Source organism: Ruegeria sp. H3, assembly GCF_056533095.1.
This window is the reverse complement of sequence record NZ_JBQFOD010000006.1, coordinates 19,294-40,822: the sequence shown is the minus strand read 5'-3', so window position 1 is coordinate 40,822 and position 21,529 is coordinate 19,294. Positions and strand designations below refer to the sequence as shown.

General features: G+C 57.4%; 14 protein-coding genes. 8 read left to right on the top strand and 6 right to left on the bottom strand.

Features of this window, described 5'->3' with window-relative positions; genetic code table 11:
- The first annotated feature begins 29 nt into the window (after window positions 1–29).
- The 3 genes from ACR0JE_RS08915 (at window position 30) to ACR0JE_RS08905 (ending at window position 7,279) form a co-directional block, all read left to right on the top strand.
- A complete protein-coding gene (locus tag ACR0JE_RS08915; RefSeq protein ID WP_480863933.1) occupies window positions 30–1,253 on the top strand; it encodes a urate hydroxylase PuuD in 1,224 nt (407 codons plus the stop codon).
- A 135-nt stretch (window positions 1,254–1,388) separates the two neighbouring features.
- Window positions 1,389–3,194, top strand: a complete 1,806-nt coding sequence (locus ACR0JE_RS08910; protein WP_480863932.1) for an autotransporter assembly complex protein TamA — start codon at window positions 1,389–1,391, stop codon at window positions 3,192–3,194.
- A complete protein-coding gene (locus ACR0JE_RS08905) occupies window positions 3,194–7,279 on the top strand; it encodes a translocation/assembly module TamB domain-containing protein (RefSeq protein WP_480863931.1) in 4,086 nt (1,361 codons plus the stop codon). Before ACR0JE_RS08910 ends, ACR0JE_RS08905 begins: the two co-directional genes overlap by 1 nt.
- Before the next feature lie 78 nt (window positions 7,280–7,357).
- On the opposite strand, the gene ACR0JE_RS08900 is transcribed toward ACR0JE_RS08905, so the two are convergent.
- From ACR0JE_RS08900 to ACR0JE_RS08880, 5 genes are all read right to left on the bottom strand, one after another.
- Window positions 7,358–8,320, bottom strand: coding sequence for a porin (locus tag ACR0JE_RS08900; protein WP_480863930.1), 963 nt, complete (start codon window positions 8,318–8,320; stop codon window positions 7,358–7,360).
- 1,130 nt (window positions 8,321–9,450) lie between these two features.
- Window positions 9,451–10,347: a LytTR family DNA-binding domain-containing protein gene (locus ACR0JE_RS08895; protein ID WP_480863929.1), complete on the bottom strand. Its 897-nt coding sequence runs from the start codon at window positions 10,345–10,347 to the stop codon at window positions 9,451–9,453.
- Window positions 10,348–10,607: 260 nt separating this feature from the next.
- Window positions 10,608–13,391, bottom strand: coding sequence for a formate dehydrogenase subunit alpha (gene fdhF / locus ACR0JE_RS08890; protein ID WP_480863928.1), 2,784 nt, complete (start codon window positions 13,389–13,391; stop codon window positions 10,608–10,610).
- Window positions 13,392–13,405: 14 nt separating this feature from the next.
- Window positions 13,406–15,109 carry an NAD(P)H-dependent oxidoreductase subunit E gene (locus ACR0JE_RS08885; RefSeq protein ID WP_480863927.1) on the bottom strand — a complete coding sequence of 568 codons (1,704 nt, stop codon included), beginning with the start codon at window positions 15,107–15,109 and terminating at the stop codon, window positions 13,406–13,408.
- An 85-nt stretch (window positions 15,110–15,194) separates the two neighbouring features.
- The gene (locus tag ACR0JE_RS08880; RefSeq protein ID WP_480863926.1) at window positions 15,195–16,076 is read right to left on the bottom strand and encodes a LysR family transcriptional regulator; all 882 of its coding nucleotides are present in this window, start codon (window positions 16,074–16,076) and stop codon (window positions 15,195–15,197) included.
- 195 nt (window positions 16,077–16,271) lie between these two features.
- Between ACR0JE_RS08880 and ACR0JE_RS08875 the strand changes: the two genes are divergently transcribed.
- Genes ACR0JE_RS08875 through ACR0JE_RS08865 form a run of 3 tightly spaced genes read left to right on the top strand, consistent with a single transcriptional unit; the run spans window position 16,272 to window position 18,676 of the window.
- Window positions 16,272–17,090 (top strand): ABC transporter substrate-binding protein, encoded by an 819-nt coding sequence (locus ACR0JE_RS08875; RefSeq protein WP_480863925.1) that lies wholly within the window; start codon window positions 16,272–16,274, stop codon window positions 17,088–17,090.
- A complete protein-coding gene (locus ACR0JE_RS08870; protein WP_480826640.1) occupies window positions 17,091–17,948 on the top strand; it encodes an amino acid ABC transporter permease in 858 nt (285 codons plus the stop codon). It abuts the gene before it with no gap.
- A complete protein-coding gene (locus ACR0JE_RS08865; protein ID WP_480863924.1) occupies window positions 17,948–18,676 on the top strand; it encodes an amino acid ABC transporter ATP-binding protein in 729 nt (242 codons plus the stop codon). The genes ACR0JE_RS08870 and ACR0JE_RS08865 overlap by 1 nt, the downstream gene beginning before the upstream one ends.
- Before the next feature lie 61 nt (window positions 18,677–18,737).
- Here ACR0JE_RS08865 and ychF read toward each other — a convergent pair whose 3' ends face one another.
- Entirely contained in the window at window positions 18,738–19,835 is a 1,098-nt protein-coding gene (gene ychF, locus ACR0JE_RS08860; protein ID WP_480826639.1) for a redox-regulated ATPase YchF, read from the bottom strand.
- A gap of 201 nt (window positions 19,836–20,036) precedes the next feature.
- On the opposite strand from ychF, the gene ACR0JE_RS08855 reads away from it, so the two are divergent.
- On the top strand, window positions 20,037–20,525 hold the full coding sequence (locus ACR0JE_RS08855) for an acyloxyacyl hydrolase (protein ID WP_480546340.1): 489 nt from the start codon (window positions 20,037–20,039) through the stop codon (window positions 20,523–20,525).
- Between the two features lie 79 nt (window positions 20,526–20,604).
- Window positions 20,605–21,396: a tryptophan synthase subunit alpha gene (gene trpA, locus ACR0JE_RS08850; protein WP_480541917.1), complete on the top strand. Its 792-nt coding sequence runs from the start codon at window positions 20,605–20,607 to the stop codon at window positions 21,394–21,396.
- The last annotated feature ends 133 nt before the right edge of the window (window positions 21,397–21,529 follow it).

Sequence of the window (21,529 nt, the reverse complement as noted above, 5' to 3'; positions counted from 1 at the left end):
TGGCGGCACCTTATCGGAGACTTCTGAAAATGTACGACTTCGCCGTGTTCTGGGATTGGATGGCCTTTGCCGTGCGCTGGCTGCACGTGATCACGGCCATGGCCTGGATCGGATCGTCCTTTTACTTCATCGCGCTGGATCTGGGCCTGAACCGCAATATCCCCGGCCCAGCGGACGGCGAGGAATGGCAGGTCCATGGCGGCGGCTTCTATCACATCCAGAAATATCTGGTCGCGCCCGAACGGATGCCGGACCATCTGACCTGGTTCAAATGGGAAAGCTACTCGACCTGGCTGAGTGGTGCTGCGCTGTTGATGATCGTCTACTGGGTCGGTGGAGAGCTTTATCTGATCGACGCGGAAAAGGCCGATCTGGCGTTGTGGCAAGGCATTCTGATCTCGGCAGCCTCGCTAACTGTTGGGTGGCTGGTCTATGATTTCCTGTGTAAATCGGGGTTAGGAGAGCGCCCGACCCTGTTGATGGTTCTGCTGTTCGTGCTGCTGGTGGTCATGGGCTGGGGCTATAACCAGATTTTCACCGGTCGCGCCATGATGCTGCATCTGGGGGCCTTCACCGCTACGATCATGACGGCGAATGTGTTTTTCATCATCATGCCGAACCAGCGCATCGTTGTGGATGACTTGAAGAACGGGCGTACACCGGACCCGAAATACGGCAAGATTGCCAAGCTGCGGTCGACCCACAACAACTATCTGACTTTGCCGGTCCTGTTTCTGATGCTGTCGAACCACTATCCGCTGGCATTTGCCACCGAATACAACTGGATCATCGCGGCATTGGTGTTCCTGATGGGCGTGACCATCCGGCACTACTTCAACACCCTCCATGCGCGCGCTGGAAACCCCACCTGGACCTGGTTGGCCACCGCCCTGCTGTTCATCGCCATCATGTGGCTATCGACCGCGCCGATGTACAAGCCCCTGGAAGAGGCCGAGGCCCAGCCGCTGACACCGTATGAACAGCGCTTTGCCGCTGCAGACGGGTTTACCGAAGCGCATGATATCGTTCTGGGCCGCTGCTCTATGTGCCACGCCCGCGAACCGGTTTGGGAGGGTATCCTTTGGGCACCCAAAGGTGTGCTGCTTGAAACCGAAGCTGATATCGCGCGGAATGCGAAACAGATCTACCTTCAAGCCGGTATCACCCACGCGATGCCCCCGGCCAATGTCACCTACATGGAGCCCGATGACCGCGATGCGATCATTCGCTGGGTCCGTAACGCCGGGCTTTGACGCGCGCAGGAGTTCACGCTGGCGAATGTTTCCCCCTTCCCCCGGGGCGCTCCAAATGATCTAACTTAACCTTAATCAGCCGCGTCATTTAGGCGGTATAAGTGATTTCGAGTTTGGGGGCAGTTGGAGCATCTGATGCAGGGATACAAGCCGCGGCGCGGTCTGACATGCTGGCTATTTGGTGCGCTGATGGTTTTTGCGCCCGCGATTGCTGAAGCATTGGAGACCACGCTGACCGTGCCCGGCGCCCCGAAAGAGGTAGTCGAGCGGCTAAAAGAAACCTCCTCAATCACTACGGCTGAAGAACGGGGTCTGGACACGCCGCTTGAAATTCTATCTGCCGCGCTTTCTGATTATCGAACACTGGTTCAAATTCTGTATGACGAGGGGTATTTCAGCCCCGTCGTCAGCATCAAGCTGGATGGGCAGGAAGCGGCCGAGATGAGCTCGCTCACCGTGCCGTCCCAAATCAGGCGCGCGGTGATCACGATTGAGCCTGGACCAACCTTTACCTTTGGCACCGCAATCGTGCAGCCGCAGGCGCCGGATACCGAACTGCCCGAAGGCTTTGCCACCGGCAAACTGGCAACAACGGGCGCTATTCAACAAGCGGCCTCAGCCGGCGTGCGCGCTTGGAAAGATGCAGGCCATGCAAAGGCCGATGTCGCAGATCAGCGCGTCATCGCGCGCCATGCTCAGGCGCGGCTGGACGCGGAAATCGATCTTGATCCGGGGCGGCGGCTGACCTTCGGCAAGATGTTTATCAAGGGCGATACAGACGTACGCCACCGGTCGATCGAAAAAATCGCCGGGTTTCCCACTGGCCAGGTCTATTCGCCTGCACAGGTTCAGAAGGTTGGAACCCGCCTGCGCCGCACAGGTACTTTCAGCACGGTCTCACTGCAAGAACGTGAAACCCCAAACCCGGACGGAACGCTTGATTTTGATGCCACCTTTGAAGACCTGCCCAAACGCCGCCTGACCCTGGGTTTTGAGCTGGCATCGCGAGACGGGGTCGACCTGAGTGCAACCTGGACACATCGTAACGTCTTTCGCCGCGCTGAACGGCTGCGGTTCGAGGCCACCCTACGAAACATCGGCGGGTCCGAAGATCTGGATGGCCGGATTGGCCTGAGGCTGGATCAGCCCGACCGGCTTGGCCCAGATGACAATACGTTCTGGAGCGCGCTTCTGGAACGTCGCAATACCGACAATTACAACGTCTCGGTCGCGTCACTGGCTTATGGTGCCCGGCGTACGTTCTCGGATCAGCTCTACGCAGAAGCCTCAGCCGGCTTTCAATGGTCTGACGCGGATGACGCCTATGGCGACGGGCGAAAGTTTCGCTATTTCATCCTACCCTTCAGGTCCGAATGGGACCAGCGCGACAGTAAAGTCAGCGCGACGAAAGGCTTCTATCTCGACGCACAGGCCATGCCATTCATTGGTCTGTCCGGCACCGATACCGGGCTGCGGCTGTTCTTTGACAGCCGTGCCTATACAAGCCTTGGAACCGGGGGCAGGCTGGTGCTGGCAGGCCGGATTCAACTGGGCTCGGTCATCGGGCCGCCTGCCGATGGGGTAACGCCAGACTTCCTGTACTTCTCGGGTGGTGCTGGCACTGTGCGCGGCCAACCTTATGAAAGCCTTGGGATACCGGTTGGCACCGGTGTCGCAGGTGGCAAATCCTTCCTTGGTTTCTCCGGAGAGGTGCGGGGCAAGATCACTGACACCATCTCTCTGGTTGGGTTTTACGATTACGGTATCGTCGATACATCATCCTTCGTGGGCTCAGGCGCCGAAGACCATGCGGGCGCCGGGCTTGGTGTTCGGTACGATCTGGGTGGGTTCGGGCCGCTGCGCGTTGATCTGGCGGTACCGGTACAAGGCGACACCGGCGATGGCCTGCAATTCTATATTGGGATCGGACAGGCCTTTTGATGCGACGTCTCTCATATCCACTTCTGGTCGGCACCCTGATCGCCGTTCCGTTGGCCACTGGTGCCCAAGAAGACGACGGCGGAAGTATGATCGAACGCTTTCTTCAGGACACTTTGTCCGGAGACAACCAGAACGTCACTGTCAAAGGCCTAGAGGGCGCGCTGAGCTCGCGTGCGACGATTCAGGAAATCTCGGTCGCCGATGATGAAGGAGTGTGGCTTACCATCAAAGGGGCAGAGCTGGACTGGAATCGCCTCGCCCTGATCCGAGGACGGTTTTCAGTCGATGCCCTGACCGCGCAGGCGATCGATGTCGCGCGTGCGCCTGGCACCACAACAACCGAAGACCCACCGCCTTCGGCTGAAACGCAACCCTTTCAATTGCCTGAGCTGCCCGTTTCGATTGAAATCGGTGAAATCCGTGTTGACGAATTGGCGTTGGGGCAACCGCTGATCGGGGTCGCAGCAGAGCTGAAAGTGACCGGGAACCTGTCTTTGGCAGATGGGGCGCTGGATACCGATCTGGATATCACGCGGCTGGATCGCGCAAGCGATGAGATCACGCTTTCAGCCGGATTCCAGAATTCAAACAGCCAGATCGATCTGGATTTGAACGTGACCGAAGCCTCGGGCGGTCTGATCTCCACCGCGTTGCGGATTCCCGTTAGCCCGCCTATCGGGCTGAGCGCCAAGGGCTCGGGCCCGCTTACGGATTTCACCGCCGATATCGGCCTGAGCAGCGACGGCCAGCAACGTGTTGGCGGACAGGTCAGGCTGCGCGCCGCCCCTGATGTGGATGATACCGCCGCGGACGGTATCGCCTTTACTGCAGATATCAATGGCGACATGACCCCGTTTGTTGCCGATGACATGGATGTTTTCTTTGGTCAGGACACACGCTTGTTGGTCGATGGCCAAACGCAGCCCGAAGGCGCGTTGATCATCAACGATCTGGCCTTTACCTCACAAGCGTTGAAACTGGAGGGTAAGCTGGAACTGGCAACCGGTGGGGCGCTGCAGCTGGCCGCGCTGCAAGGACGGATTACACCGCCAAATGGCGAAACCGTTGTCTTACCTGCTTCGGGTGGAGAAACCTCAATCGAAGCGGCCCAGATTTCGGCGCTGTTTGATCAGGCAAATGGAAACCTTTGGGACCTAAGTTTGACGGCGGATGAGTTCAAATCCCCCCAGATTGCCCTGGAGCGCGCGCAGATTACCGCGCAAGGTTCGTTGGAACAAGGGAATGTGACCAAGGTTGAGGGTGATGTTCAGGCTGCGCTTGACGGTATTGATCTGGAAGACCCTGCGCTGAACAGCGCATTGGGGGATCGGGTCACGCTGGACGGGCTTTTCGATTACAGCACCGATGAATCTTTGAACCTTTCGGGGTTTGAGCTGGTCGGGACCGACTACACACTGGGTGTTGACGCATTGATCAGCGGCTTGACCAGCGGTTTGAACATTGACGGCACTGCCACGCTGGATGCAACCGATCTGTCCCGATTTTCCGACCTTGCCAAACTGGACCTTGGGGGTCAGGTGTCGGCGCGGCTGACGGGCAGCGGGTCCCCGTTGGAGGGGAGCTTTGACGGCAAGTTGGACTTTCAAGGCAATGATCTATCCACCGGGCGTGATGACATAGACCCGGTTATTCAGGGCGAAACAACGATAACCGTGGACGCCAAGCGCGGAACAGATGGCATCACGCTGCGCGATTTCACCCTGATCGCGGACGCTGCACGGGCGCAGGCCAACGGGACTGTCACAACACCTGATGGCAACCTGTCCATCGATGGTCAGGTCAAACTATCCGCCCGTGATCTGTCCGTTTTCTCAGGGCTGGCGCAGCGGGACCTAGGCGGGTCGCTACAGGCCAGTTTGGATGGCAAGGGAACGGTACAGACCCTTGAATTCGATGGCACCGCAAGCGTCACAGGTCGAGACGTCAAAACCGGAATGGACGAGATTGATCCGCTGCTGAGCGGTGAAACCTCGGTCGTGTTTGACGGGGCGCTGTCGCAAGATCAGATCACGATCCGGCAGGCTACGGTGAATGGCCAAGCGGTCTCTGGTCAAGTCGCCGCCGCCATCGACGATCCGACCGGAGAGATTGCGGTCGCCGGAGAGGCTAGCTTGAACATCCCGGACCTGTCTCTCTTTTCAGGGCTGGCCAAGCGAGAATTGGGCGGCTCCGTTGATGCAAATGTGCAAGGGAATGGGGCTGTCGGCAGCAAGGCTTTCGACGTGAAGGGCACAGTTGCAGCGGACGATATCCGCACCGGAATCGACCAGTTGGATGGGCTGGTTCAGGGTCGAACAACCCTGAACGTAGACGCGTTGAACGGTGATGAAGGATTGAACATTCGCACCTTCCGCCTGCAGGGCACGGCCCTATCTGCGAATGCATCGGGCCAACTGAGCCGCGATGCGGGTGGGCTCAGCTTTACTGCCGCGCTGGACAATCTCGGACGGCTTTCAAACACACTATCCGGCCCGCTAAGCCTGGATGGCAACGTTGCCCCTACTGGTTCGGGGTTGGAGGGAAAGCTCAACCTAAATGGACCAGACAGCTCGTATGCAAGTCTGACAGGCACGGTCGACACAGATGGCGCAGCCGATCTTGATTTTGATGCCAAGTTAAACCGGATCGAACGCTTTGCCCCCGATTTCCCCGGGACAGTTGCCGCGACCGGCAATGCAAAACGGGCCAAGGGCGTTTGGACCATCGATGCCAAAGCCAAAGGGCCTGCGGGGATCAACAGCACCGTGGCAGGGACGTTTGACGAGACCGCAGGCACTGCTGATCTGAGGGCTCAGGGCGGGCTCAACCTGGGGATCGCCAACGTCTTCCTCACACCCAACAAAATCGAAGGTTCGGCTCGGTTCGACCTTGCGTTGCAAGGAGAGCCAGCGCTGGAGGCGCTGCGGGGGTCGATCACCACATCCGGGACATCCTTCGCGATTCCCAGCGCAGGTCAAACAGTGACTGGGATCAGCGGATCGGTCGATCTGGCGCAAAGCCGCGCCACGATCTCGCTAAACGGTGGCATGCGTTCCGGTGGTGGATTCTCCGTCACAGGGCCGGTCGATCTGAAACCACCCTTCAATGCACAGATCACTACGCGGCTGGACAACCTCGTTTTAACGGATCAATTGCTGTACGAGACCAAGCTAAACGGCCAGATCGCGATGACCGGGGCCCTGGCCGGGAACAGCAGCCTGGCAGGGCAGATCACCTTTGAAGAAACCAATATCAATCTCGCGGCAGCCTCTGGCGCGGTGGGTGCAGCACCGATCCCCGAGATCACGCATATCGGAGAAAGCCGTGCGCAATACATCACCCGAGAGCGCGCGCAGCTGGTCACGAAAGAACAATCTGGCCAAAGCGCCTCCAGAATTGCGCTGGACATCATATTGTCTGCACCCAAAGCCGTATTTGTGCGCGGGCGCGGCGTTAATGCTGAACTGGGCGGGCGCATCGCTATTGGCGGCACCACGCGATCTGTAGTGCCATCGGGTCAAATCGAACTGATCCGGGGGAATTTCGACATATTGGGGCGCCGCCTTGCACTGACCAAAGGGATCGTAACGCTACAGGGCGATCTGACCCCGTATATCGAATTCGCCTCATCAGCCAGCACACCCGATGGAACCGCAACGATCGAAATCGCAGGTCCGCTGGATGCGCCAGAGGTTGATGTCTTTTCCGACCCCGAGCGCCCAGCCGAAGAAGCCCTGGCCATGCTTCTGTTTGGAAATCGCTTTTCGGAACTGTCCCCCTTTGTCATCGCGCAAATGGCAGCGTCACTGGCACAACTGAGCGGTGCCGGGGGCGATGCCACCAAAGGGTTGCGTGAATCCACTGGTGTGGATTCAGTCGATATCGGAGCGACCGAAGGCGGCGCAGGCCGTCTGGGCGCAGGTGCCTATCTGGGGGACAATCTGTACACGGATTTCACCGTCAACACAGAAGGCGATACCGAGGTGAACCTGAACTTGGACATCAACGACAACTTCACCGTCCGAGGGACTGTAGACGGACGCGGTGAAACCGGGATTGGTCTGTTCTTCGAGCGTGACTACTGAAGGTTCACTTGAAACAAAGCTGCCAATACAAAAAAGGCCGATCCAAAGACCGGCCTTTTCCTGCAGTCTGGCGTTCGATCAGAAGTTGAACTGAACACCAAAGTCAGCGATGGTCTGAGCTTCGCCCGCACGACCGACCTTTTCACGACCAACTGCACCGCGCAGCGTTGCGCCGTTGCCCAGATCATAGATCGCGCCAACACCATATTGCTGCGTATCACCTTCGGCCGAACCATCACCGTAAGCCGCTGTAATGGTGGTGGCGGCACCAAGGTTATAGGCAAGTGACGCACCATAAACAGTGCCGTCGGTATCTTCTCCAAAATCATTGACCGGCGTGTCACCATCACGTCCAACGAACAGTGTTCCGCTAAAGTCTCCGAGCTCAGCACCCAGAGCCAGAACAATCAGATCCTGTTTGTCGCCGCCAGCAACGGCTTCGGTCTGACCGTAGATCACTGTGGCAGAATAATTGTCGAAGATGTATGTCGCACTGACGTCCCAGCGATCTGCGCCATTGATGGCATCGGTGTCATAGGACGCACCAAAGGCCAAGTCTCCAACCGCATATTGGAAGAACACCGCATTCGAACCCGCGCCGGTCGATGAATATTCCAGGAAATCGTAATCGACACCTGAATATTGACCCAGAAACTCTTCTAGGCCCGGTTCGTTACCAAAGTACAGGTCTGAGTTGTCAAACGCGCCAGAGACGTTGCCCGCATCGACACGCAGACCGCCAAAGATGACCGAGAAGCGGGCACCGTTCAAACCGGCTGTGTTTGCCTCGCCGGTATCGCTGTCTTCATCGGCCTGCAATCGAACCCGCGCCGAGAATCTGACTCCGTTATCCGTTTCCACATCCCCGTCGATGTTTAGACGAAAGCGGGAAACCAGAATTGTGTCGCTCACATTCGTGTCGGTTGATCGATCTTCCTGATAGCCGATACCAAAACGGCCATAACCGCTGAATTTCACCTCTGCTGCCGCGACACTAGCAGTCGCGATTAGCGCTGTTGTTGCGAAGAGAACATGTTTCATGTCGTTTTCCGTAAATGTGTGAATAGGCGAGCTATGAAATTTCGCTCGAGCCCTAATCGAACAGATCAGTTCAGTTCACAAGATGCTCAGAGCAGTTTTCACCCAGCGCTTTCTTTGACCCGCCTTCTTGCGGGGTGCTTTGACGGCAAAACACCTCATCAAAGGGGCGCTTTTGAGTTTACCAGGCGGTATGCGAAGATGGTGTGCGAACTTGGTAACCTATTGTTAGAAATAAGCATACAATCCATGTGCCTGTCTCTAGACCTTCGAAGTGCCGTAGCGGAACAGCGTAGTGAGCCTTTTGTGCGGATCAGGGGCACACGTCCCAAAAGCCACAGTTTCAAAACTCAAATATTTGTGATCCAGCGCAGCCCTTGTAAAGTTTCTTTCTGATACCTAATGCGCCCAAGGCGAGTGGCATGTGATGCCTGCACCGAAGTTGGCACCACGTTATTCTGGGCAAATACACCGCCACCTTGGACGAGTATCGATCAGGCCTGAAATTCAAGCGGAACGGGGTGTCCAGTTGAACATTCCTAATCCCGAAAAGACCAACAACCATGATGGGGACTTAGAGACTGATCTGGAGCAGTCGATTGACCTCAATTCATACGTGATTCAGGGCGACAAACGAATTGAGGCCGAACCGTTCACGCCTAAACCCTCAGGAAACGAGAACAGGGTATCTCGTTCATCGTGATGAATTCCTAGCGGCCAGAAACAAATTAAAGACTTGGAATCAATATATTAAAGAACATGTCGCGAAATTCATTGCGCCCGCAACTCGTGCGACATGAACTGCAGGCCCCATTCGTTACGAATTTTCGACGTTTCGTACCAAGCTCGTTGCCTGTTTCAGGCATTTGTTCGAAAAGGTTGCGTGCTGCGGTTGTTGCAGCGCATTTAACCAGTGTGTTTGGTGACGAGTAATGCCTGATGAAGGAGGGGGTTAAATCCGAAATCGGGGGAAACGAAAGTGGTACTAACAAACCGTTTCAGCATTCAAGCATTTGATACGTTCACCTTCCTGCGTGCCGCTATCCAAATCAGCGAGAAACGCGGGAAGGTGTTCTTTTTTCCGCAAACGTTAGCGAAAGCCTGCCCCTAATATCGATATAGCCTGTGCGTAATCAGGCTCCAACACTCTGCGGACCTTCAGAGGAGGCGAGGCTTGCCAACCAATCGCGTACCGCACCGGTGCGGCTGCGGGCAACGGTCACTTTCTCACCGTTGCACAGAACGACATGTCCGATCTCATTCAAACTACGTGCGATGTCGACGCAGGAATTGGCAACCCAACACGAACGATGCACCTGCAACCCTGCCCCTGTGGGCAGCTGGGTCAGAACCCCCTTGAACGTAGAGCGCACCAACACTTCACGATCATCAAGTTGCAGGGTCACATAGTGCTGGTTTGCCTGAATGAACTTGATGTCCTTGATCAGGAAGCTCTGACCATTTGCCGTCACCACCCCGGTCGCATTGTTTTCGGGCGTATCCTCGATTGGGCTCTCGCTTTCCCCTAGCCGGTCCAGATAAGGTGGTAAAACCCAAACGATAACAATGCTCTCAATCCCGACAATCAGCAGGTACTGCGGCAGGAGCATAGGCATATACATGAAATCTGATGTCTGAAACAGATTGAGCACCCAGTTCGTCGTGAGCTCGGCGAACGTCATCGCGCCAAGCGCCACGGGGATACATGTGACAGGCGAGAAGAATCTTTTGATGCCCAAAAAACTGCTGCAGCTGGCTTGAACCAGGATCATGACAAAGGCAGATCCCATGTATCCGATCAACATCGACATCCAATAAACCGCACGACCAAACCCGCTCAGCCGGTCGGCAAACAAAGAAGATGTCGCGCCGATCAGCAACAACATCAAAGGCACCAGAAATAAGATAAAATTCCTGGACAGAAAGAAACTGGGCAGGGTGTCCACGGTTGCACGAACCGTCACCCGCGGTAGCACGACATATGTAATGTCGGCCTGTTTCAATCTGAGATACACATCGTTGAGTGTCATATCGCCCTGCTGCTCTGGTCGCGCCCAAGTCCTTCCCTTTGGGCAATCCCCTTAGATTTGATGCCTTTGCTTCTCCTTGCCCTGCGGCGAATGGAGGCGTTCTTGTGACGTTTTCGCATTCGGGGATGTGTAGAAACAGACAATTGTGGCGCAAATGGTGCAAAGAAAGTCCAAAATAATGCAGCAGGGAGTGACGTAGCGGCACTTAGGAAAAGGGCGGCCCCATCGGACCGCCCTTTCAGATTCATCGCTGCCTAAGATCACTCTGCCGCGATGGCGTCTTCAATCTTTTCGACACGGATCGCCGAGAACTTGAATTCGGGGATTTTGCCATAGGGATCGATGGCCGAGTTGGTCAGGATGTTCGCGGCAGCCTCGACATAGGCAAACGGGATGAACACCATATCCTCCGCAATCGCCCGGTCGGCGCGCACCATGATCTCGATCGAGCCGCGACGCGTCGTCAGACGGATCGTCTCACCCGGTTCGATGCCCATCAGTTTCAGGGTACGCGGGTTCATCGAGCAGTTCGCCTCAGGCTCCACCGCGTCCAGAACAGTGGCGCGGCGGGTCATGGAGCCGGTGTGCCAATGCTCCAACTGACGGCCAGTTGTGGCGATCATCGGATAATCCTCATCCGGGGCCTCATCCGGTGGGATGATGCTGGCCGGTGTGAACTTGGCCTTGCCATCGGTGCGTGGGAAGCCATCCCCGAACACAATGGACTGGCCCGGATCGGTTTCGCTGAGCGACGGATAGGTGATCGTCTCGGTTTCAAGCCGTTCCCAGGTGATGTTGTCGAGAGACTCCATCGTTAGCTTCATCTCGTTGAAGACCTGAGAGACATCCGTGTAGTCCCAGTTCAGCCCGATGCGCTGCGCCAGATCGACCGTGATCGCCCAATCCTCCCGCGCCTCGCCCGGCGGGGCCACGGCGGGCCGCACCCGCTGCACCTGACGGTTAGTATTTGATACGGTGCCGTCCTTTTCATAAAGCGCCGAGGCTGGCAGGATGATGTCGGCATAGTTCGCCGTTTCGGTCAGGAAGATATCCTGGACGATCATCAGATCCAACTTGGCCAAGGCCTCGCGTGCGTGGTTCACATCCGGGTCGGACATGGCCGGGTTTTCACCCAGAATGTACATACCCTTGATGTTGCGCGCATAGATCTGATCGATGATCTCGGTGACAGTCAGGCCCTTTTCATTCGAGAAATCATCCGAGCCCCAGACATCCGTAAACTGCGCCCGAATGCTGTCATCCGTGACCGTCTTGTAGTCCGGCAGGAACATCGGGATCAGACCGGCATCGGATGCCCCCTGCACGTTGTTCTGACCGCGCAGCGGGTGCAGACCTGCGCCCGGCTTACCGACATTGCCGGTCATCAGCGCCAGGCTGATCAGGCAGCGCGAGTTGTCGGTGCCGTGGATATGCTGGCTGACGCCCATACCCCAGAAGATCAGACCGGCCTCGGCCTGCGCAAAAGTACGAGCAACGCGGCGCAGCTGATCCGGTTCGATACCGCAGATCGGGGCCATCGCCTCGGGCGTGAACTGGCGCAGGTGCTCTTTCTCGGCTTCCCAGTTCTCGGTCCAGCGGTGGATGTACTGGCTGTCATACAGCTCTTCCTCGACGATCACGTTCATGATCGCGTTGAGCATCGAGACATCCGCACCCGGGCGGAATTGCAGCATCTCATCTGCAAACTTGCGCATGCCAACACCGCGCGGGTCCATCACGATCAGCTTGCCACCGCGCTTGGTGAACTGCTTGAAGTAGGTCGCCGCCACCGGGTGGTTCTCAATCGGGTTGGCTCCGATGATGATCGCCACATCCGCGTTTTCGATCTCGTTGAAGGTCGCGGTCACAGCGCCCGAACCGACGTTTTCGATCAGAGCAGCAACGGACGACGCATGGCACAGACGGGTGCAATGGTCGACATTGTTGTGCTTGAACCCCTGACGGATGAACTTCTGGAACAGATAGGCTTCTTCGTTGGTGCATTTGGCCGAACCAAAGCCTGCAACATTGCGCGGATCTTCGTCGCGCAGTGTCTTCAGTTTGGAGGCGGCCAGATCCATCGCCTCTTCCCAGGTCGCTTCGCGGAAATGGGTCGACAGGTCCGCCGGATCGACGTTCAGGCCCTTTTCAGGCGCATCCTCGCGCCGGATCAGCGGCTTGGTTAGGCGGTGGGGGTGGTGAATATAGTCAAAGCCAAAGCGGCCCTTGACGCACAGACGACCTTCGTTAGCGGGGCCATTGATGCCCTCGACATATTTCACCTTGCCGTCTTTGACCTTCAGCGAGACCTTACAGCCCACGCCGCAGAACGGGCAGACGCTTTCGGTTTCGCTGTCATAGTCCTTGCTGTCACCCTTCTGCTGGTCGTCCAGCACGGTAGCAGGCATCAGCGCGCCGGTCGGGCAGGCTTGAACACATTCGCCACATGCCACGCAAGTTGATGCGCCCATTGGGTCGTTCTGGTCAAACACCACCTGCGCGGTGTGGCCGCGACCGGCCATGCCGATCACGTCATTCACCTGCACGTCACGGCAAGCGCGAACGCAGAGGTTGCAGTTGATACAGGCATCCAGATTGACCCGCATCGCAACGTGGCTGTCATCCAGCAGAGGGATTTTCTCGGCCTCTTTCGCCGGGAAACGGCTGTCGCTGACATCGTTCAGCTTGGCCATGTCCCAGAAGTGGCTGGAGGCGTCATGTGCCTCTTCCGGCTGATCGGCGACCAGCAGTTCCATGACCATGGCGCGCGATTTCTCGGCCCGGTCGCTGTCGGTCTTAACGACCATACCGTCTGCGGCGGGGCGGATGCACGAGGCGACCAGCGTGCGCTCGCCTTCCACCTCAACCATACAGGCGCGGCAGTTGCCGTCCGGGCGATAACCCGGCTGCGGCTTGTGGCACAGGTGCGGGATGGTGAACCCCTGGCCCTTGGCGGCTTCCCAGATGGTCCAGCCCTCAGGCACGGTGACATCTTCGCCGTTCAGGTTGAAGGTGACGGTCTTGGTTGGGCTTGCGTCTAGCATGGCTCTGTCTCCCCTCAGATTTCGTCAGCGAAATGTTTCATGACAAGGCGGATCGGGTTCGGGGCCGCCTGCCCCAGACCGCAGATCGAGGCATCGCCCATGACCTGACACAGATCCTCCAACAGATCGGTGTCCCATTTATCCGCTTGCATCAGCTTGACCGCTTTTTCACAGCCTGCCCGGCAGGGCGTACACTGACCGCAGCTTTCGTCTTCGAAGAAGCGCAGCATGTTCAGCGCAGCGTCGCGGGCGGTGTCCTGATCTGACAGAACCACCACGGCGGCCGACCCGATAAAGGTGCCATGCGGTTGCAGCGTGTCGAAATCCAGCGGCACATCGTCAATGGAGGCAGGCAACAGGCCCGAGGACGGCCCGCCCGGCTGATAGGCCTTGAACTGATGCCCTTCGGCCATGCCCCCAGCGGCCTCGATCACGTCCAGAATGGTTGAACCGGCGGGCAGCAGGTACACGCCCGGCTTGGCAACCCGGCCCGACACCGAATAGCTGCGCAGGCCGATGCGCCCGTTCTTTTCCGTGCTGTTGAGGCATTCCGGCCCTTCGCGGCAAACCTTAGTGACCCAATAGAGCGTCTCAACGTTGTGAACCAAGGTCGGACGATTGAACACGCCAACCTGCGCCACAAACGGTGGACGGTGGCGCGGCAGGCCCTTCTTGCCTTCGATCGACTCGATCATCGCGGATTCTTCACCGCAGATGTAAGCACCAGCACCCCGGCGCAGGTCGATGTAGCCTTCTTCGACGATCCCTGCCTGCTCCAACGCGGCGATTTCACGACGCAGGATTTCCAGCACGGCCGGGTATTCGTCGCGCATGTAGATGAAACACGTCTCAGCCTCGACCGCCCATGCGGCGATCAGCATGCCTTCGAGGAAGACATGCGGCGTGCGCTCCAGATAGTAACGGTCTTTGAACGTGCCGGGCTCGCCTTCATCGCCGTTCACGGCCAGATAGCGCGGGCCTTCATTCATGCGAACAAAGCCCCATTTCTTGCCCGACGGGAAGCCAGCACCGCCCAGACCACGCAGGCCCGAGGACAGAACGTCTTCCTGCACCTTCTCCCAATCGCCGCCCTTGCGCAGCTCTTTCAGCTTGGCATAGCCGCCTTCGGCCTCATAGGTCGCGAAGGTTTCGTAGTCAGGCAGATGTGCATGGGTGTCATCGGCAGCAATTGCAGCCTGCACCTTTTCGGGGGTCGCATGGTCAATGTGGTTGTGGCCGATCTCAAGCACCGGAGCGGTGTCACAGCGGCCCATGCAAGGGGCGCGGACAACACGAACCTCGGACGGGTCCAGTCCGTCTTGCAGCGCTTTTTGCAGCTGTTGGGCACCGGCCATCTCGCAGGAAAGGGAATCACAAACGCGGATCGTCAGCGCGGGCGGAGGTGTCTCGTCTTCTTTCACTACGTCGAAATGAGCATAAAAGGTCGCGGTCTCATAGATTTCAGCCTGTCCAATCCGCATCTCGACCGCCAGCGCAGCGATGTGGTCGGCGCTGATATGGCCGTGCGCGTCCTGAACCAAATGCAGAAACTCGATCAGCAGATCACGGCGACGCGGGCGGTCACCCAGCAGACGCGCAATTTCGGTCTGCGCCTCATCCGTAAACTGACGGCCCTTGGGCGTGTGCCGCCCCTTGCCTTTACCTGACTTCCAGACGCCCTTGGGTGCGCCTGATGGCTTGGTATCTAATGGTGCCATGATGCCCTCCGATTAAGGCCCCGTGTCTCATCAGACCAGCATATCGTCAAATCGCATTTAGCTATCGCACGATAACGACACGTTATCACCGCAAAGAGGTCACCACAGAGCGCAGCGCTTGTATGGTTGGCAATTCGGGATCTCGGCTCAGGGTCGCCAGACAAATCGGCTTACTGACCACCGGATCGACCAAGGGCAGCACTTTTGTACCCTTCAGTTCGCCCAGCGCACGCACCAGAACCCGTGGCACAACGGTCGCCGCTAGCCCTTCACGAGCCATCACCATCGAGGCCGTGAAGCCGCTGGTTTCAGCCACGACATCCGGATGCAAACCTTGCTCCGCGAAAATTCGATCCAGAATACGACGGTTCTGCATTTGTGGCTCCAACAGGCTGAGCGGGAACTCGGCCACGCGCGCCCATGGGATCGGGTCGGTTTCAGCGGTCATATGCGACGGCACCAACAGCACATAGGTTTCTTCGTATAATGACTGCACCTGCCGCAGATCGGTACCGATACTGTCGCCATAGGTGATGCCCGCGTCCAGACTGCCCTCATCCAGCCGGTGTTGAATGGCGGTGGCTGACATGGTTTCGATCCGTGTGATGATGCGGGGATGCGCGTCGCGCAGCCGCTTGATCAGGCGGCCCGTAAAGGCAATGGCGGTCGGGATCACGCCCAGGATCAACGTCCCGGTAATCTCACCCTTTGCGGCCAACACCTGTTGCTCCAAAGCTTTGGTATCGTCGAGAATACGCCGGGCCCGCAGGACAATCATCTCACCCTCTTCGGTCAGACCCTGAAACCGGTTCGCGCGACGTACAATCGAGACGCCAAGCCGATCCTCAAGATTTCGGATTCGCATCGAGAACGCAGGCTGCGAGATCCCGCATTCCTCGGCCGCCTTGGCAAAGTGGCGATGCCGCGCAAGGGCGCTGAGCAATTGCAGGTCGCGGATTTCAATCATGTAGTGCAGTCTCGGATCATGGCTTGCCCCTTACACTAGCGGGCTCTGCGCCCGAGCGGAATGCATGATGCGTTCAAGCCATAAGCAAGCAATTCCATCAGACCGATGTTACGGGCATTCCATATCGTGACACACTAGACAAATACGTGCGTCCGTAAGAACCTGTGCGCAAACAATATCCAGGGAGATGCTTCAATGAAACTGATTGCGGGCACGGCATTAGCCGCCATTCTGTCCTCGACCCATGCCTTTGCCGCAGGGGAATGCGCGACAGGTAAGACTCTTACGGATGGCACCTTGACTATCGCCACCGGAAACCCGGCCTACTACCCTTGGGTGATGAATGACGCGCCCGAAAGCGGCGAAGGGTTTGAAGCTGCCGTTGCCTATGCCATCGCTAAAAAGATGGGTTTTGAGGCCGACAGTGTCACTTGGGTGCGCACCAGCTTTGACGAGGCCATCCAGCCCGGGGCAAAGAACTTTGATTTTAACATGCAGCAATATTCGATCACGCCCGAGCGCGAAGAGATGGTCGATTTCAGCCTGCCCTATTACACGTCCGCAATGGCGGTTCTGACCACGCAAGGTGTGGTGGATGCAGGAGCCGAGGCAACGCTGGACAGCTTGAAGGGACTGAAATGGGGCGCAGTCGCTACGACCACCGCGATACCGATGTTGAATGACGTGATCCAACCCGCAAGTGATCCCCTGCTTTACAATGACAATGCAGATGTGAATGCCGCGATCATGGCCGGCCAGATTGATGCTGCCCTCTACGATCTGCCCACGGCCTTGTATCTGTCAGCGGTCGTGGTTGAAAACGGGGCATTGCTGGGGCAGTTTTCACCCGATCAATCAGAAAGCCCTGATCAATTCGGCCTTTTGATGGAGGACGGCAATCCACTCAAGGAATGCGTCAACGCTGCCATCTCGGAATTGGTTGAAAGCGGAGAGCTTGCCGCCATCGAAACCCAATGGCTGTCCGAAGCCACCGGAGTGCCGGTTATTCAGTAAATGAACGACGCGTCACTACAAAATCCGCCTGAACCCCAAGGTTCGGGCCCAACACGCCGCGAGCTGTATGAGGCTGGGGTCAGGCGACGCTCGAACCGTATCGCCCTGATCTCTACGGTCAGTGTGGTTCTTGCGCTGATCATCTTGATCCCGCTTGCCCCCGGTTGGGAGGCTGTTCAGCGCGCCTTTTTCAATGGCAGGGTGTTTGCAGCAACCTTTCCCGGCTTGCTCGAAGCCTTTGTGCTGAACGTGATGATCTTTGCCTGGTCCGCACCGCTGATCGCGGTGACGGGCTTGATGATCGCGCTTTGCCGGGATACGCGCGCACCCGCGCTGTTTCCTTTGCGCCTTTTCGGGATCGCTTATACCGACATTTTCCGCGGCTTGCCTGTGGTTCTGGTGATCTACATTATCGGCTTCGGCGTCCCCGGGCTGGGCCTGCCGCGGCCTTGGAACAGCCCTTATATCTGGGGCACCCTGGCGCTGGTTCTGGTGTATTCGGCCTATGTGGCCGAGGTGATCCGGTCGGGTATCGATTCGATCCACCAATCACAACGCTCTGCCGCAGCCTCGCTGGGGCTAAGCGCGCAAGACACCATGCGCTTTGTGGTGCTGCCACAGGCCATCCGCAACGTTGTGCCTGCCAATATGAACCTGTTCATCGCGCTGCAAAAAGACGTGGCGCTGTTGTCTTTCATTGGACCGGTCGAGGTGTTTCGTCAGGCTGGGGTCTACAAATCGCTCTATGCGAACTTCACACCCTATGTAGGGGCCGCGCTGATCTTCCTTGCGCTGACCATCCCCGCAACACGCTATGCCGATTACCTCATGAATAAACAGAACCGGGCGCGAACATGATGGCGAAGTTAAGTCTACGAGGTGTGCGCAAACGGTTCGGTGATCATGAGGTTTGCAAAGGCATCGATCTTGATGTGGCCGAAGGGGAAATGGTCTGCCTGATCGGGGCGTCCGGGTCTGGCAAATCCACGCTGCTACGCTGCATGAACCTGCTTGAGCCTGTCGACGACGGCACGATCTGGCTGGACGGCAAGGATATATCGGAACCCGGGCTGGATCCTCAGCCTGTGCGCCAGCAGATTGGCATCGTGTTTCAAAGCTACAACCTGTTTCCCCATATGACGGCGGTTGAGAACGTGATGCTTGCGCCACGCCGCGTGCACGGCCTCAGCCGGGACAAGCTGCGCCCAGAGGTCACGCAGCTTTTTGCCCGCTTCGGGCTAGAAGACCGGATGCAGCACTATCCCGATCAGCTTTCAGGCGGACAGCAGCAGCGCGTAGCAATCATCCGGGCGTTGGCAATGCAGCCGCAGATCATGCTGTTTGACGAAATCACAAGCGCCTTAGACCCCGAACTTGTCGGCGAAGTGCTGGACGTACTGCGGGACCTGCATCAGCAGGGTATGACCATGGTGCTTGCCACCCATGAGATGGGATTTGCCCGAGAACTGGCAGACAAGGTCTGTTTTCTGGACGCAGGTCGCATTCTGGAACAAGGCACACCCGAACAGCTGTTTTCCCAACCACGCGAGCCGCGCACCAAGGCCTTTCTGTCGCGCGTCCTATGACCCTATGCATCATGATGCGCTGGGTGATCTCAGCACCAATCGCAATGCCCGTTGCGAGACTTTAGGTGTTGAACAGAAAGTGCATCACATCACCATCTTTGACGATGTAGCCTTTGCCCTCAGCCCGCATCTTGCCCGCCTCTTTCGCACCCTGTTCGCCATTCGCGGCAATGTAGTCGTCATAAGCAATGGTCTCGGCCCGGATAAAACCCTTCTCGAAATCGCCGTGGATCACACCCGCGGCCTGCGGTGCGGCAGTGCCGGTGCGGATGGTCCAGGCGCGGGCCTCTTTCGGGCCAACGGTGAAATAGGTTTCTAGTTTCAGCAGGTCGTACCCAGCGCGGATCAGGCGGTCGAGGCCGGGCTCTTCCAGACCCATCTCTTCAAGGAACATCTGGGCCTCATCCTCTTCCAGAAGGCTGATCTCTTCTTCGATCTTGGCGCTGATGATGACATGGGAATTGCCCTGCGCCGCCGCCATTTCGGCGACCTTGGCTGAATACTCATTCCCTACGGCCGCTTCTTCTTCGGAAACGTTGCAAACATAAAGCACCGGCTTGGTGGTCAGCAGTTGCAGCATCTTCCAGGCCTTGGCGTCCTCGGCAGATACCGCGACCAAACGCGCAGGTTTGCCGTTTTCCAACATCTCTTGCGCCTCTGCCAGCAAACGGTCCTGCTGCTGCGCCTCTTTGTCATTGCCCTTCAGCTTGCGCACCAGATTGACGCGGCGCTTTTCGATGCTTTCCAGATCGGCCAGCATTAGCTCGGTCTCAATCGTGTCCGCATCGGCCACCGGATCAACGCGTCCATCCACATGAGTCACATCGCCATCTTCGAAACAGCGCAACACATGGGCGATGGCGTCTGTCTCACGAATATTGGCCAGAAACTGGTTACCCAGCCCTTCCCCCTTCGACGCCCCCTTCACCAGACCGGCAATATCCACAAAGGTCATACGCGTCGGGATGATTTGTTTCGACGCGGCAATCGCCGCCAGCTTGTCCAACCGGTCATCCGGCACGGCCACATCGCCAACATTGGGCTCAATCGTGCAAAACGGGAAATTCGCAGCTTGCGCCGCAGCTGTTTTGGTCAGCGCATTGAACAGGGTCGACTTGCCCACATTCGGCAGACCCACGATTCCCATTTTAAAGCCCATGATGGCCTCCTGAAGCGATGTGACGGCGTCTTCTATGCACCTGAGTTGGAATGCGCAAGCAATAGCTCGGGCCCGCGAAACATGGGGCGGATAGGTCACATCACAAAACTGTTCCCCAATCGTGTTCTTGTACCAATTGAAAAATACGATTTAGGGTAGCCACTTAGCGCATGTAGACATAACGATTGAAGAACTCCGGCTATGAAGACTTTCCTTTTCGCGTCCTTGATTGCACTTTCCACCCCGGCAGTTGTGCAGGCCCAGACCGTGATCTTTGGGGCCGGCTATGCAGATTATTCTGACAGTGCGTCGGTGGATCAGGGCATTGTATCCCTTGAATATCAGCATCGCCCCTTCCATCAGGCAACCCGGTTCAGTGCGACCTGGGGTGCGGCCCTTTCGGTTGACGAAGACGGCGATACCCATATCGGCGCAGGCCTCGTCGGCATCTACAATCTGAATGACCGCTGGTTCGTCGAAGGCAGCGTGATGCCCGGCTATTACAACGAAGGCAACGATCTGAACGATCTGGGCGGCAATTTTCAGATCCGCAGCTTGCTGGGGCTGGGCTATACCTTAAATGGCGGGAACAAAGTGTCGGTGGCGATCACTCACAAGTCCAATGCCAGCACAGAGGAATTCAACCCCGGCGTAAACGCGGTGCTCGTGCGGTATCATCTGGGCTTCTGAGCCGATCAGACCCGGGCGGGATTGATTTTCGGGTAAAGTTTCTGCACATCAGGTTCAAACCTGACTGCTAGGACACCCGATGACCCGTATCGACACGAAGTTCGCCGCCCTGAAAGCCGAAGGCAAGAAAGCATTTGTTGCCTATATCATGGCGGGCGATCCCGACTATGACACCTCGCTAGAGGTGGTCAAAGGCCTGCCTGCGGCAGGCGTCGACGTGATCGAGCTGGGCCTGCCTTTTACCGACCCGATGGCGGATGGGCCCACCATTCAGGCCGCGGGTCAACGGGCGCTGGATCAGGGCATGACGCTGAAGCGCACCCTCGACCTGGCCCGCAGCTTCCGCGAAACAGATGACACCACACCGATTGTTTTGATGGGCTACTACAATCCGATCTACAGCCACGGTGTTGATGCCTTTCTGGGCGACGCTAAAGCTGCAGGCATTGATGGGTTGATCGTCGTGGACCTACCGCCGGAAGAAGATGACGAGCTCTGCCTGCCGGCGCAGGCTGCGGGCCTGAATTTCATCAGGCTCGCCACACCCACAACCGATGATAAACGCCTGCCTCGCGTTCTGCAAAACACCTCTGGCTTTGTCTATTATGTGTCGATTACCGGAATCACTGGCGCGGCTGAGGCTGAGGCTACTAATGTCGGCCCCGAGGTCGCGCGGATCAAATCCGCAAGTGACCTGCCCGTGATCGTGGGTTTTGGGATCAACACACCCGAAAAATCGCGCGCCATAGCATCGGTTGCAGATGGGGCTGTCGTGGGCTCAGCGATTGTAAGCCAGATCGGCGCGGGAAAACCCGTGCCTGAAGTGCTGGAATTTGTAAAAACGCTGGCGGATGGTGCGCATTCCGTCTGACTTTAATCACCAAGAACAAAACCGAAGCCGCAGTCAGCCCCTACTGACTGCGGTTTTTCGTTATACGGGCATGTCCATCAACCGCAATTATCCAGCGTTGCGATCTTTGATGCGAATTGGTAAAGAAAACAAA

What these genes read in the sequence shown, in the direction of transcription:
- ACR0JE_RS08915 (WP_480863933.1), top strand. Translation starts at nt 30, where the DNA reads ATGTACGACTTCGCCGTGTTCTGGGATTGGATGGCCTTTGCCGTGCGC.
- ACR0JE_RS08910 (WP_480863932.1), top strand. Translation starts at nt 1,389, where the DNA reads ATGCAGGGATACAAGCCGCGGCGCGGTCTGACATGCTGGCTATTTGGT.
- ACR0JE_RS08905 (WP_480863931.1), top strand. Translation starts at nt 3,194, where the DNA reads ATGCGACGTCTCTCATATCCACTTCTGGTCGGCACCCTGATCGCCGTT.
- ACR0JE_RS08900 (WP_480863930.1), bottom strand. Translation starts at nt 8,320, where the DNA reads ATGAAACATGTTCTCTTCGCAACAACAGCGCTAATCGCGACTGCTAGT.
- ACR0JE_RS08895 (WP_480863929.1), bottom strand. Translation starts at nt 10,347, where the DNA reads ATGACACTCAACGATGTGTATCTCAGATTGAAACAGGCCGACATTACA.
- fdhF (WP_480863928.1), bottom strand. Translation starts at nt 13,391, where the DNA reads ATGCTAGACGCAAGCCCAACCAAGACCGTCACCTTCAACCTGAACGGC.
- ACR0JE_RS08885 (WP_480863927.1), bottom strand. Translation starts at nt 15,109, where the DNA reads ATGGCACCATTAGATACCAAGCCATCAGGCGCACCCAAGGGCGTCTGG.
- ACR0JE_RS08880 (WP_480863926.1), bottom strand. Translation starts at nt 16,076, where the DNA reads ATGATTGAAATCCGCGACCTGCAATTGCTCAGCGCCCTTGCGCGGCAT.
- ACR0JE_RS08875 (WP_480863925.1), top strand. Translation starts at nt 16,272, where the DNA reads ATGAAACTGATTGCGGGCACGGCATTAGCCGCCATTCTGTCCTCGACC.
- ACR0JE_RS08870 (WP_480826640.1), top strand. Translation starts at nt 17,091, where the DNA reads ATGAACGACGCGTCACTACAAAATCCGCCTGAACCCCAAGGTTCGGGC.
- ACR0JE_RS08865 (WP_480863924.1), top strand. Translation starts at nt 17,948, where the DNA reads ATGGCGAAGTTAAGTCTACGAGGTGTGCGCAAACGGTTCGGTGATCAT.
- ychF (WP_480826639.1), bottom strand. Translation starts at nt 19,835, where the DNA reads ATGGGCTTTAAAATGGGAATCGTGGGTCTGCCGAATGTGGGCAAGTCG.
- ACR0JE_RS08855 (WP_480546340.1), top strand. Translation starts at nt 20,037, where the DNA reads ATGAAGACTTTCCTTTTCGCGTCCTTGATTGCACTTTCCACCCCGGCA.
- trpA (WP_480541917.1), top strand. Translation starts at nt 20,605, where the DNA reads ATGACCCGTATCGACACGAAGTTCGCCGCCCTGAAAGCCGAAGGCAAG.